The organism is Streptomyces sp. NPDC051214, from assembly GCF_040682375.1.
Classification (GTDB): Bacteria; Actinomycetota; Actinomycetes; order Streptomycetales; family Streptomycetaceae; genus Streptomyces.
Genome location: NZ_JBFBAT010000004.1, coordinates 473,762 through 486,174 on the forward strand (window position 1 = coordinate 473,762; position 12,413 = coordinate 486,174).

At 71.2% G+C, this 12,413-nt stretch carries 11 protein-coding genes; 1 reads left to right on the forward strand and 10 read right to left on the reverse strand.

Going from position 1 to position 12,413, the window contains the following annotated elements:
• Positions 1-339: 339 nt before the first annotated feature.
• The 8 genes from AB0M70_RS13295 to AB0M70_RS13330 all read right to left on the reverse strand — a co-directional run bounded on the left by AB0M70_RS13295 (position 340) and on the right by AB0M70_RS13330 (position 10,585).
• Positions 340-3,609 carry an FtsX-like permease family protein gene (locus tag AB0M70_RS13295; RefSeq protein ID WP_365819558.1) on the reverse strand — a complete coding sequence of 1,090 codons (3,270 nt, stop codon included), beginning with the start codon at positions 3,607-3,609 and terminating at the stop codon, positions 340-342.
• Positions 3,610-3,744: 135 nt separating this feature from the next.
• Entirely contained in the window at positions 3,745-4,425 is a 681-nt protein-coding gene (locus AB0M70_RS13300) for a potassium-transporting ATPase subunit C (RefSeq protein WP_365819829.1), read from the reverse strand.
• Positions 4,426-4,448: 23 nt separating this feature from the next.
• A complete protein-coding gene (gene kdpB / locus AB0M70_RS13305; RefSeq protein ID WP_365819560.1) occupies positions 4,449-6,608 on the reverse strand; it encodes a potassium-transporting ATPase subunit KdpB in 2,160 nt (719 codons plus the stop codon).
• Complete coding sequence (gene kdpA / locus AB0M70_RS13310) at positions 6,605-8,269, reverse strand: potassium-transporting ATPase subunit KdpA (protein ID WP_365819562.1); 1,665 nt, start codon at positions 8,267-8,269, stop codon at positions 6,605-6,607. The genes kdpB and kdpA overlap by 4 nt, the downstream gene beginning before the upstream one ends.
• An 8-nt stretch (positions 8,270-8,277) precedes the next feature.
• Positions 8,278-8,367: a K(+)-transporting ATPase subunit F gene (kdpF, locus tag AB0M70_RS13315; RefSeq protein ID WP_033264828.1), complete on the reverse strand. Its 90-nt coding sequence runs from the start codon at positions 8,365-8,367 to the stop codon at positions 8,278-8,280.
• Between the two features lie 325 nt (positions 8,368-8,692).
• Positions 8,693-9,466: a DUF3710 domain-containing protein gene (locus AB0M70_RS13320; protein ID WP_365819564.1), complete on the reverse strand. Its 774-nt coding sequence runs from the start codon at positions 9,464-9,466 to the stop codon at positions 8,693-8,695.
• Position 9,467: 1 nt separating this feature from the next.
• Entirely contained in the window at positions 9,468-10,004 is a 537-nt protein-coding gene (dut, locus tag AB0M70_RS13325; protein WP_363209929.1) for a dUTP diphosphatase, read from the reverse strand.
• Entirely contained in the window at positions 10,001-10,585 is a 585-nt protein-coding gene (locus AB0M70_RS13330; RefSeq protein ID WP_365819567.1) for a PaaI family thioesterase, read from the reverse strand. The genes dut and AB0M70_RS13330 overlap by 4 nt, the downstream gene beginning before the upstream one ends.
• A 58-nt stretch (positions 10,586-10,643) precedes the next feature.
• Between AB0M70_RS13330 and AB0M70_RS13335 the strand changes: the two genes are divergently transcribed.
• On the forward strand, positions 10,644-11,090 hold the full coding sequence (locus tag AB0M70_RS13335) for a DUF3093 domain-containing protein (RefSeq protein ID WP_363209931.1): 447 nt from the start codon (positions 10,644-10,646) through the stop codon (positions 11,088-11,090).
• A gap of 22 nt (positions 11,091-11,112) precedes the next feature.
• Here the strand turns inward: AB0M70_RS13335 and AB0M70_RS13340 are convergent, their stop codons facing one another.
• Complete coding sequence (locus AB0M70_RS13340; RefSeq protein ID WP_365819569.1) at positions 11,113-12,042, reverse strand: hypothetical protein; 930 nt, start codon at positions 12,040-12,042, stop codon at positions 11,113-11,115.
• Between the two features lie 13 nt (positions 12,043-12,055).
• The gene (locus AB0M70_RS13345) at positions 12,056-12,352 is read right to left on the reverse strand and encodes a DUF4193 domain-containing protein (RefSeq protein WP_055544889.1); all 297 of its coding nucleotides are present in this window, start codon (positions 12,350-12,352) and stop codon (positions 12,056-12,058) included.
• Positions 12,353-12,413: the final 61 nt, after the last annotated feature.

The window sequence follows — 12,413 nt, forward strand, 5'->3', positions numbered from 1 at the left end:
CCACACCCCCACGACACCGCCGCACGCCCCCACCGGAGCGCGCCCCCCAGCACCCCGGCACCGAAGCAACCCCGCGGCCACCCGCAGCCGACAGCACACGCAAGGCGGGCGCGCCGATCTGCCCGCCCGAAACGCAACTCCCAGCACTCCGACACCGAAACAGCCCGCCAGCCTCCGACCCCCGCCCCACCAACGGAACACACCGCAGCGACGCTTCGAAGGAGCGTGCGGGACTGTTCGGGCTCTTGTCGGCGCGATCCCGTCCCACGCCGCCGGCCCCGCCGCTGCCCCCGCCCCAGCCAGACCAGCCCTGCACCGACCCCCCACCCACAGTCCCCCTCACCCGTCCTCCCCCGCCCGCAGCACCCGCCCCAGATCCACCCGGCCGAGGACTCGTACCACCCCGCTCACCACCCCGCAGATGATCAGCGTCACGGCGCCCGCCACCGTCCACACCCGTGCCCACGGAACCTCCGTGAGCAGGGCGGGGAAGACCGGGGTGCCGGTTGCGTCGACCGTTACCACCGGCATGATCACCGCGCCCAGGCCCGTTCCGAGGAGCGTGCCGAGGAGTGCTGCCATGCCCGCCAGTGCCAACTGTTCCGTCCACAGGTACGCGGCGAGTTGGCCCCGTCGTACCCCCAGGGCCCGCAGCAGCGCGAACTCCCGTTCCCTGGCCCGCGCCGCGAGGACCGTATGCAGCGTGAAGGCGATGACGGCGAACGCCGGTGCCAAGGCGAGGCAGAGCCAGAGGCCGCCACGCGCGCCCCGCCGCAGCGGGTCCTCGCCGAGGGCCACGCGCGCGTGCGGCACGTCCACGGCGGTTCCGAGCCGGGGTCTTTCCCGTACCGCCTTCCACGCGGCGCCCGCGTCACCCCGCGCCGCCCCCGCCCACCACGCGCCCTCCGCCCCCGGCAACGCCCCGCTCAGCGTCAACTGGGCCGCCATCGCACGTGAGTCGGTCAGGAGCCGGGGCCGGTCGCGTGCCTCACCCGGCACCGCCCCGATCCGGCCGACGATCTTCAGCCGGGCACTGCCACCCGTACCGCGCCGCACGGTCACGACGTCCCCGACCCGTACCGCCCCGGAGTCAAGCAGCGCATCATCGGCGAGAGCGGGCGCCGCAGGGCGCCCCTTTGCCCTGTCCGTGCCGAGCCGGACACTCCACGTCGGGTACTTGAGCCGCGTATCGGGCCCCCGGAGCACCGCGTCGAGCAGCACCCCGGCCCCGGGCCTGTCGCCGCACAGCACGGGACCGGGCGCCTCCCCCACCGACCCGCGCGGCCGCTCGGCCCCGGGGCACCCCGCCGCGTACCGGTCCGGCGCGTCCTCGCGCAGGTCACGCCAGTCGGCCTGCCGGGACAGCCCCGGCACCCGGTCGATCCGCAGCCGGTAGGTGCGCCGCGCCGTCTCGCCCGCCATGCTCAGGTTGATCTGCAGGATGCGCAGGCCACCGCTTCGTACGGGCACCTCCATTCGTACGGGCACCTTTAAAGGAAGAGCGCGGGAGCCGCCTTCTTTAAGAAGGAGGGCACTTGAGTGGACGAGACCGTCGCCGTCCTCGAAGAAGACCGTCAGCCGCACCGGCACGGCCCGACCGGCCCCGTCGGCCGACAACCGCACCCGCAGCGGGAGTTCCCGCACGGGACGGGCAGCGCCCACAGCGAGCCCGTGCGCCGGAATCCCCTTCCCCAGCGGCGCGACAAGCTCCCGCACCGGCCGCTCCGCGAGATCCCCCCGCAGCGAAGGCACCGGCCCACGCCCGGTGTTGACGCCGGTCACGGCCACCGCGTCCTGCCCGATGTATCCCTCCGTGGTCACCACGGGAGTGACCGCGTCGACCCCGGGCAACGCGCCGTACGTCGCACGCCGCTCCCCGGCGGGCACGCCCTCCCCCGGTTCGATCCGCAGGTCGGCGCCCACCTGGAAAGCGGCCTGGTCGTGGTCCCCCCGGTCGAGGATGGCGAGGGCGGTGCTGCTCAGGGCGGCGACGGCCAGGGCCAGCGTGACCACCAGGGCGGGCCCCGCGTGCCGTGCCGCGCGCCGCGCGATCTGCCACCCGCCGAGCGGCAGCACGAGCCCCTTGCCACGCCGGGCGAGCGGGTCGACGGCCCGCGTCAGGAAGGGCAGCAGGCGCAGCACGAGCAGCGCGGCAGCGGTGGTCATCACCACCGGCGCGAACACGAGCACCGGATCGACACCGTCACCGGTCACGGGAGAGCGGTACTGCCGCAGCTGCAGCCACCCCAGGACTGCCACCGCCCCAAGCACCACATCGGCCCCCACCCGCTGCGCCCCCGCGAACCTCCCCACCCGCAGGCGCAGCCGGCTCACCGCCTGCCGGTCCCGCACCAGACGCAGCGTCGGCAGCAGCACCGCGCACCCGTGCACCACGACGGCGAAGGCGGCGGCCACCCAGGCGGCACCGATCGCGGCGGCGTCCGGCACCCCGCCGTGCAGCACCCCCGCCCCTTCCAGGAGCCGCAGCAGCGGGCCCGCGAGGAAGGGCGCGGCCACCCCCACGGGAAGGGCCACCACCGCCCACTGCACCCCGGTCGACACCACGAGCCGCCGCGTCCCGGCGCCCCGCGCGGCCAGCAACGCCAGCTCCGGCCGCCGGTGTGCGGCGAGTTGCCGCCCGGTGAGGACCAAGGCCGCGACCGCGAGGGCGGCAAGCAGCGTGGCGGGTACGTAGAGCCCCGCGCGGGCCACGGCGATGGGCGTGGTGAGCCGGTCGAGCGCCCTGCGCAGCCCTGCCGAGACCGTCAGTTCCGCCGCGGGGTCCGAGCCCCGCAGCACCGAGCGCGAGGCATCGCTGCCGCCGAACCGCCGGGCCCGCTCGGCCAGCGGCGCGATGTCGCCGAGCCGCAGCCCCCGCGCATCGGGCACGCCGAGCCACACCGCGCCCGCGTCCTTCGCGAGCCCGCGCCGCGCCGTGAACGCACCGCGGGGCACGAGCGCGAGGGAGTCGGGCGTCCCGAACGTACTGCTGAGTGCCGCCCAGACCGCGGGCGCGCGCCCCTCGGTCCCGTAGAGCCCGACGACCCGCATCCGCACCAGGCGACCACCGGCGCCGCGCACGTTCACCGAGTCGCCCGTGCGGACCGCGAGTTCGGCGGCGAATGCCCTGGTCAGCGCGGTCTCCACGGGCGCATCGGCCGAGCCGCCGGCGCTCGCGCGCGGCCACCGGCCCGCCACAAGAGCGGCGTGCGACCTGGCTCCTTCGAGCGCGATCACGGACAGGGTGGCGTCCTCGCGGCGGCGGCCCCCGGCCTCGGTCACGGAGAGCTCGTCGTTGCGCGCCGCCGGTGCCCGCAGCGCGAGCCGGGTCCGGTGGGGCACCTCGCCGTAGGTGCGGCCGACCGCGGCGCGTACGTCCGCGTCCAAGCGCCGCACGCTGTCGGCGTCGTAGCGTCCGGCGACCTCGACGGCGGCTTCCCGGTCCGCGGTCAGACGCTGCCGCACCCCGCCCTCGACGGCCTTCTCGGTGAGCGCGGCAAGGGCGGCGAGCACCGTGGCCGCCAGCAGGACGGCAAGCCCGGCTGCCCCGAGCACCACCCCGTGGTACCGGCCGCTCCGCACCACGGCGGGCACGCGCCGTCCGCTCACCGCACCGGTCTCCCCCCGCGTGACCGGCACAGTATGGACGGACGCGATCGCGGCCCGCAATGCTTCGGCCACCGGGGCCGAACCGCCGTGTGCCACAAGGGAGTTGAGGAGCAGGACGCTCCTCTTCCACGGAGATCAGCCCCTGTCGGCGACAAGCTCCTTCAGGGCCACATTGAGCTGGAGGACGTTGACACGGGGCTCGCCCATGAAGCCGAGGATCCGCCCGTCGGTGTGCTCGTCGACCAGCTTCTCGACCGTGCGGACGGCAAGGCCGTTCTTCTCGGCCACTCGGTGGGTCTGGAGTTCCGCGTACTCCGGGGAGATGTGGGGGTCCAGACCTGAGCCGGACGAGGTGACGGCCTCGGCCGGCACGTCCGAGGGCCGCACCTTGAAGCCGGCCGTGGAGTTGTCCTTGACCACGGCCGCCTTGGCCGCCTTGACGTTCGCGATCAGGTCCTTGTTGTCGCCGGCCAGGTTCGTCGCGCCCGAGAGGATCAGGTCGTAGCGGGTGTTCACCCCCGCGTCCTGGTTGGAGCCGAGACCGTTGGACGGCCGGGGCTGGAACCACTTCAGGTCGGGCGCGGCGGTCTCCTGGCCCTCCTTCAGCGGCAAGTCGTACCGCTGCCCGATGAGTTCGGAGCCGACGACCTCGCCCCCGCTCCTGATCTCGGAGCCGTTGGCCTTGTCGTGGAACAGGCCCTGGGCGATTCCGGTGACGGCGAGCGGATAGATGACACCGCAGATCACGGTCAGCACGAGCAGGGCACGCAGACCCGCGCCCAGCAGCCGTGCCGTACTTCCGACGGAGTTGTTCATGACGATCAGCACGCTTTCAGGAACTACAGCCCGGGGATGAGGGAGATGACCATGTCGATGATCTTGATGCCGATGAACGGGGCGACGAGACCGCCGACTCCGTAGACGCCGAGATTGCGCCGCAGCATCCTGTCCGCGCTCATCGGCCGGTAGCGCACGCCCTTGAGGGCCAGCGGCACCAGGGCGACGATGATCAGCGCGTTGAAGACGACGGCCGACAGGATGGCCGTCTCCGGAGAGGACAGGTTCATGATGTTGAGCTTGTCGAGACCGGGGTACACCACGGCGAACATGGCGGGGATGATCGCGAAGTACTTCGCGACGTCGTTGGCGATCGAGAAGGTCGTCAACGCGCCCCTGGTGATCAGGAGTTGCTTGCCGATCTCGACGATCTCGATGAGCTTGGTGGGGTTGGAGTCCAGGTCCACCATATTCCCGGCCTCCTTGGCGGCCGAGGTCCCGGTGTTCATGGCCACGCCCACGTCCGCCTGGGCAAGCGCGGGCGCGTCGTTCGTGCCGTCACCGGTCATCGCGACGAGCTTGCCGCCCGCCTGTTCCCGCTTGATGAGCGCCATCTTGTCCTCGGGCGTGGCCTCGGCGAGGTAGTCGTCCACGCCCGCCTCGTCCGCGATGGCCTTGGCGGTCAGCGGGTTGTCGCCGGTGATCATGACCGTCTTGATGCCCATGCGCCGCAGCTCGTCGAACCGCTCCCGCATGCCTTCCTTGACGACGTCCTTCAGGTGGATGACGCCGAGGACACGGGCCCCCTTCTCGTCGTCGGCGGCGACCAGGAGCGGCGTGCCGCCGGCCTGCGCGATCGTGTCGGTCAGGGCCTGGGTGTCCTCGGAGACCGTGCCGCCGTTCCGCGTGACCCAGGCGACGACCGAACCGGCCGCCCCCTTGCGGACCTTGCGCCCCGCGCCGCCCTCGACGAGGTCGACGCCCGACATCCGCGTCTGCGCGGTGAAGGCGACCCACTCGGCCCCTTCCAGCTCCCCCTGGTGACGCTCGCGCAGCCCGTACCTCTCCTTCGCCAGGACGACGACGGAGCGCCCCTCGGGCGTCTCGTCGGCCAGCGACGACAGCTGGGCGGCATCCGCGAGCTCGGCCTCGGTCGTCCCGCGTACCGGCACGAACTCGGCGGCCTGCCGGTTGCCCAGCGTGATGGTGCCGGTCTTGTCGAGCAGCAGCGTCGAGACGTCACCAGCGGCCTCGACCGCCCGCCCGGACATGGCAAGGACGTTGCGCTGGACGAGCCGGTCCATGCCCGCGATGCCGATGGCGGAGAGCAGCGCGCCGATGGTCGTGGGGATCAGGCAGACCAGGAGCGCGGCAAGCACGATCATGGACTGCTCGGCACCCGCGTACACGGCGAACGGCTGAAGCGTGACGACCGCGAGCAGGAAGACGATGGTGAGGGACGCGAGAAGGATGTTGAGGGCGATCTCGTTGGGTGTCTTCTGCCGGGCCGCCCCCTCGACCAGGTTGATCATGCGGTCGATGAAGGTCTCGCCCGGCTTCGTCGTGATCTTGACGACGATCCGGTCGGAGAGGACCTTCGTGCCACCCGTGACGGCGGACCTGTCGCCGCCCGACTCCCGGATGACCGGGGCCGATTCGCCGGTGATCGCCGACTCGTCGACGCTCGCGACACCGTCGACGACGTCACCGTCGCCGGGGATCACGTCGCCCGCCTCGCAGACGACCAGGTCGCCGATGCGCAGCGCGGTGCCGGGCACCTGCTCCTCGGCCGTGCCGTCCTTGGAAAGGCGGCGCGCGACCGTGTCGGTCTTGGCCTTGCGCAGCGTGTCCGCCTGCGCCTTGCCGCGCCCCTCGGCCACCGCCTCCGCCAGGTTGGCGAAGATCGTGGTCAGCCAGAGCCAGACCGCGATCGCCCAGCCGAACCAGTCCCCCGGGTCCTTGACCGCGAGGACGGTGGTGATCACCGAGCCGACGAGCACCACGAACATGACGGGCGACTTGACCATCACCCGCGGATCGAGTTTCCGCACGGCGTCCGGGAAGGACTTCAGGAGCTGCTTGGGGTCGAACAGACCCCCGCCGACCCTGCCTCCGTCCTGATGGCCCTCACGGCCGCCGGGCACGTCCTGATGCGGCGCACGGGTGGGAGTAACGGTGGACATGGAGCCGGGCTCCTCTGGCTTCTGTAGGGAGGTGGTCATGACGCGAGCCCTTCGGCAAGCGGCCCCAGGGCGAGCGCCGGGAAGTACGTCAGACCGGTGATGATCATGATGGAGCCGACCAACAGGCCGGTGAACAGCGGCTTCTCGGTGCGCAGGGTGCCCGCCGTCGCCGGGACCGGCTTCTGCTCGGCCAGCGAACCCGCGAGCGCGAGGACGAACACCATCGGCAGGAAGCGGCCGAGCAGCATCGCGAGACCGATCGTGGTGTTGAACCAGTTGGTGTCGGCGCTCAGTCCGGCGAACGCCGAACCGTTGTTGTTGGCGCCCGACGTGTAGGCGTAGAGGATCTCCGAGAAGCCGTGCGCACCGGAGTTGAGCATCGAGTCCTTGGGCGTGGGCAGCGCCATCGACACCGCCGTGAAGCCGAGCACCAGGGCCGGCGTGACGAGGATGTAGCAGGCCGCGAGCTTGATCTCGCGGGTGCCGATCTTCTTGCCCAGGTACTCCGGCGTACGGCCCACCATGAGCCCGGCGATGAACACCGCGATGATCGCCATGATCAGCATTCCGTACAGACCCGAACCCGTGCCGCCGGGTGCGATCTCCCCCAACTGCATGCCGAGGAGATCGAGTCCGCCACCGAAGCCGGTGTTGGAGGAGTGGAAGGAGTTGACCGCGCCCGTCGAGGTGAGCGTCGTGGCGACCGAGAAGATCGTCGAACCGGCGATCCCGAACCGCGTCTCCTTGCCCTCCATCGCCCCGCCCGCGATGTCGAGGGCGGGAGCCCCGTGGTGGAACTCCGTCCACATCATCAGGGCGGTGAACCCGACCCAGATGGTCACCATCGTGGCGAGGATCGCGTACCCCTGCCTGAGGGAACCGACCATCCGCCCGAAGGTCCTCGTGATCGCGAAGGGGATCACCAGGATCAGGAAGACCTCGAAGAGGTTGGAGAATCCGTTCGGATTCTCGAAGGGGTGGGCGGAGTTGGCGTTGAAGTAGCCGCCTCCGTTGGTGCCCAGCTCCTTGATGACCTCCTGCGAGGCTACCGCTCCGCCGTTCCACTCCTGGCTGCCGCCCATGAACTGGCCGACCCCGTGGATGCCGGAGAAGTTCTGCAGCGCGCCACAGGCGACGAGGACGACCGCGCCGATCACCGATATCGGGATCAGGACCCGTACGACACCGCGCACCAGGTCGGCCCAGAAGTTCCCCAGCTCACCCATGCGGGAGCGGGCGAAACCGCGTACCAGGGCCACCGCGACGGCGATGCCGACGGCGGCGGACACGAAGTTCTGCACCGCGAGGCCGCCGGTCTGCACGACGTGGCCCATGGCCTGTTCGCCGTAGTACGACTGCCAGTTGGTGTTCGCCACGAAGGACGCGGCGGTGTTGAAGGCCTGGTCGGGGTCGATCGCCTTGAAGCCGAGCGATCCGGGCAGCGAGCCCTGGAGCCGCTGCAGGAGGTACAGGAACAGCACGCTCACCGCGGAGAAGGCGAGGACTCCGCGCAGGTAGGCGGGCCAGCGCATCTCGGCGTTCGGGTTGGCGCCGATGCCCTTGTAGATCCATTTCTCGACGCGCAGGTGCTTGTCGGAGGAGTAGACCCGGGCCATGTGGTCACCGAGCGGACGGTATGCCAGGGCGAGCGCCACGATCAGCGCCAGGAACTGGAGCACACCAGCAAGAACAGGGCTCATGGCCGTACTCAGAACCTCTCCGGGAACACAAGAGCGAGTACGAGATAGCCCAGCAGGGCGACGGCCACGACGAGACCGACGATGTTCTCGGCAGTCACAGCTTCGCCACCCCCTTGGCGATGAGCGCCACCAGCGCGAAGACCGCGAGCGTGGTGACGACGAAGGCCACGTCGGCCATCGTGTGCTCCTAGATGAGAGAGATGAGATGCGATTGATCCGGCGCCTTGAGCAAACCTCCTCCCTGGCCGGAAATGACCGCCGTTGACGGCTCCCTTACGTCCGTCGGCACTCCGTTGACGACTCTCTTACGGTCTCTTACGGATGCTGCCGCCTCACCGCTCCCACCTGCGAAAACGCCGATGGGCCGCACTCCCGTCAGGGAGTGCGGCCCATCGGCCTGTCCTGCTCGTTCAGGTGAGGCGCTCAGCGCACCTCGGTGATCTCGGGGCCCCGCTGGAGCTGGCCCATGCCACCGGAGAAGCGCGAGCCCTCCTGCTGCTCCTGCTGCACACTGCCCTCGGCGACCATCTGGGCGTCGTCCGGCAGCTTCAGGACGATCGGGTCACGAGGCGCCATCGGCCCGTCGCCGCGCACGATGACCGTGTCCCGGAAGATCTGCTCCAGGAGACCCGCGGCCTGCGGCTGCACCGCGCCCTGGCCGGAGATGACCCCGCGCAGGAACCACCGCGGACCGTCGACACCGATGAAGCGCACGACCTGCACGCCGCCCGTGCCGTCCGGCAGCTGCACCGGCACCTGCGCGCGCAGCTCCCAGCCCAGGGGCCCCTCGACCTCGTCGATGACCCCGCCCTGCTGGGTGATGCCCGTGGCGATCTCCTCGCGGACCTCGCCCCAGATGCCCTGCTTCTTGGGGGCGGCGAAGCCCTGCAGCTGGATGGCGCTGTCCTGGAGCACGACGGTCGCGGCGACGATCGCGTCTCCCGCGACCTCCACCCGCAGCTCCATGCCCTCGACACCCGGTACGAAGAGGCCACCGAGGTCCACGCGGCCCTCGCCGGGCTCCCGGACCTCGGAGACGTCCCAGGGGCCGTCGGGGCGGGGCTCGGGCTCGAGCCTCACGCGCGACGGCGCCGCGGCCGTGTCGTCGCTGTCAGAACCGTCAGGGCCCTCGACGACCTGCTCGGCCTCGCCCGCCGCGTCCTCGGCGGCACTGTCCTTCTTGCGACGTCCGAACACGTCACTGTCCTTCCCGGTCAGATACGACCGATGCGTATCGATTCCCACCCGTTGTGTCACCCGAGCCGGCGCCCACGGCGGCATGGCCGCCGGTGGACCCGAAGCCCCCCTCGGCCCGCGCCGAGTCGGGAAGCTCCGCCACCTCGCGGAAGCGCACCTTCTCGACCTGCTGGACGACCAGTTGGGCAATCCGGTCGAAGCGCTCGAACCGCACGCGCTCGCGCGGGTCGAGATTCACCACGATCACCTTGATCTCTCCACGGTACCCGGCATCCACCGTCCCCGGGGCATTCACCAGGGCGACACCGCAGCGGGCGGCGAGCCCGGAACGCGGGTGCACGAAGGCCGCGTACCCCTCCGGCAGCGCGACAGACACCCCGGTGGGCAATACCGCCCGCTCGCCGGGGGCGAGTTCGCACGCCTCGGTGGTCCGCAGATCCGCTCCGGCGTCGCCGGGCTGCGCGTACGAAGGCAGCGGTACATCGGAGTCGACGCGACGGATCAGCACGTCGAGCTCCGGACGGGGTGCGGGGGTCACGGGTTCACCTCGAAGGCACGTGCGCGGCGGATCTGGTCCGGGTCGTCCATGGCGGCCCGGATCTCCTCCGGGCGGCCGTTGTCGATGAAGTGGTCGACCTTGACCTCGATGAAGAGGGCCTCGGCACGGACGGCCACGGGCCCCTCGGGGCCGCCGATCCGCCCGGTGGCCCGGGAGTAGATCTTCCGTCCGGAGACGGCGGTCACCTCGGCATCGAGGAAGAGCACGGTGCCGAGCGGCACGGGCCGCACGAAGTCGGTCTCGAGCCGGCCGGTCACGGCGATCACGCGCAGCAGCCAGTTCAGCGAGCCGAGCGTCTCGTCGAGCGCCGTGGCGAGCACTCCGCCGTGGGCGAGGCCCGGAGCGCCCTGGTGGGCCTCGCGGACGGTGAACTCGGCGGTGACGCCCACGCCTTCGCCGGCACGCGTCGCGAGGTGCAGCCCGTGGGCCTGTCCTTCGCCGCAGCCGAAACAGTGCTCGTAGTGGGCTCCGATGAGCTCGCCGGGGGCGGGCGCGTCGGGGTGGCGGACGGGCGCTATTGCGTCGGCCGGGGGCGTCAGAGCTGCTGAAGTACCACTCACAGCCGCAGACCTTACCCGCGAGTCCACCGACTCAGCTCATCGTGCCAAGCTTGCATACATGCAGCCTTACGAAGAACGCCTGACGGCGCCCCGTTCCTGGTGGCTTGTCTCGCTCCTGGTCGGCGTCGCGACGGCACTGATCATGCTCCCCTTCGGCACCCTGCCGCTGCTCGGCGGCCTGGTCGCCGGTACGGCGGTCGCCGCGGTCGTCACCAGCTCGTACGGCTCCCCCCGGATCCGCGTGGTGGCGGGTTCGCTCGTCGCGGGCGACGCGAAGATCCCGGTCTCCGCACTGGGCGAGCCCGAGGTGCTCGACGCGGAGGGGGCGCGCGCCTGGCGCGGCCCGAAGGCCGACCCGCGCGCCTTCATGCTGCTGCGCGCCTACATCCCCACGGCGCTGCGCGTGGAGATCACGGACCCGCAGGACCCGACTCCGTACGTGTACGTGTCGACGCGGCACCCGGAGGCGCTCGCCGCGGCACTCACGGCGGTTCGAGCCTCGTAGATCCGAAGTGGGGGGCTCGGCGTCAGGCGCCCAGCTCCTCGGGCGGGCTGCCCGGACGTGACGGGTCAAGGGGCTGCGCGGGCTGCTCAAGGGGCGGCAGCTCGACCAGTGCGCCCCAGGGCACCTGCGACCTCCGCAGGTCCGCACGGACCCGCTCAGCGAGTTTCTTGGTGTCCCGGCGGTTCATCACGGCCCCGACCGCGGCGCCGACCATGAAGGGCATCAGGTTCGGGAGGTTCCGCACCATGCGTTTCATGATCTGCTGGCGCAGCTCGCGCTTCATCTGGCCGCCGAGCGCCGCGTTAATCGACGCGGGCTTGGCCACGTCGATGCCGCGCTCCTCCGTCCACGACGTGAGGTAGGCGGTGCTGCGCTCCTTGAGGTTGCCGGGGGGACGGCGGCCGTAGACCTCGTGGAGTTCGGCGATGAGCTTCAGCTCGATCGCCGCGACGCCGGTGATCTCGGCGGCCAGCTCCGCGGGCATCGCGGGCGGCACGGGCATCATCACCGCGACGCCGATCCCGGCCCCGACCGTCGAGGTCGCGTTGGCGGCGCCGGAGATGAGCTTGTCCGCGAGCTGATCGGGGTCGAGACCCGGGAACTGCTTGCGGAGGGCGGAAAGGTCGCGGACCGGGATCCGCGGGGCGATGTCGATGATCCGGTCGGCGAGATAGCCGATGCCGGCCTTGGCGCCGCGTCCGCTCGCGCGTACGCCCGCCATGACTCCGTCCGTGACGGCGGCAACGCGGCCCTTGGATCCGCGGATCCTGGACGCCTTGTCGGCCGCCGTCTCGTCGTGTGCCGTCTCCAGGGCGTTCGCCGGTCCGAGCGGAGCTGTTCCTGTGGGGGAAGAGCCCCGCTCGTCGTCACGCACGCCGTCGGGGACAGCGCTCTCTTGGTCCGCTCCGCGCTTACGGAAGCGGCGCTTCCTCGGCGGGGTCGAGCCTGTCACGGCCGACCCTGCCCTAGTCGCAGTCGCGGCAGATCGGCTGGCCGTTCTTCTCCCTGGCCAGCTGGCTGCGGTGGTGCACCAGGAAGCAGCTCATGCAGGTGAACTCGTCCTGCTGCTTCGGGAGCACCCGGACGGCGAGCTCCTCGTTCGACAGGTCCGCGCCGGGCAGTTCGAGGCCCTCTGCGGCCTCGAACTCGTCGACGTCCACTGCCGAGGTCGACTTGTCGTTCCGCCGCGCCTTGAGTTCCTCGATGCTGTCCTCGTTGACGTCATCGTCGGTCTTGCGTGGGGTGTCGTAGTCCGTTGCCATGTCGCTCTCCCCCTCTGGGTGTCTGCGGTGTCTCAGCGCACGTAACGCGTGAGAGGCCGGA

What these genes read in the sequence shown, in the direction of transcription:
- AB0M70_RS13300 (WP_365819829.1), bottom strand. Translation starts at nt 4,425, where the DNA reads ATGAACAACTCCGTCGGAAGTACGGCACGGCTGCTGGGCGCGGGTCTG.
- AB0M70_RS13335 (WP_363209931.1), top strand. Translation starts at nt 10,644, where the DNA reads ATGCAGCCTTACGAAGAACGCCTGACGGCGCCCCGTTCCTGGTGGCTT.
- kdpB (WP_365819560.1), bottom strand. Translation starts at nt 6,608, where the DNA reads ATGACCACCTCCCTACAGAAGCCAGAGGAGCCCGGCTCCATGTCCACC.
- AB0M70_RS13345 (WP_055544889.1), bottom strand. Translation starts at nt 12,352, where the DNA reads ATGGCAACGGACTACGACACCCCACGCAAGACCGACGATGACGTCAAC.
- kdpA (WP_365819562.1), bottom strand. Translation starts at nt 8,269, where the DNA reads ATGAGCCCTGTTCTTGCTGGTGTGCTCCAGTTCCTGGCGCTGATCGTG.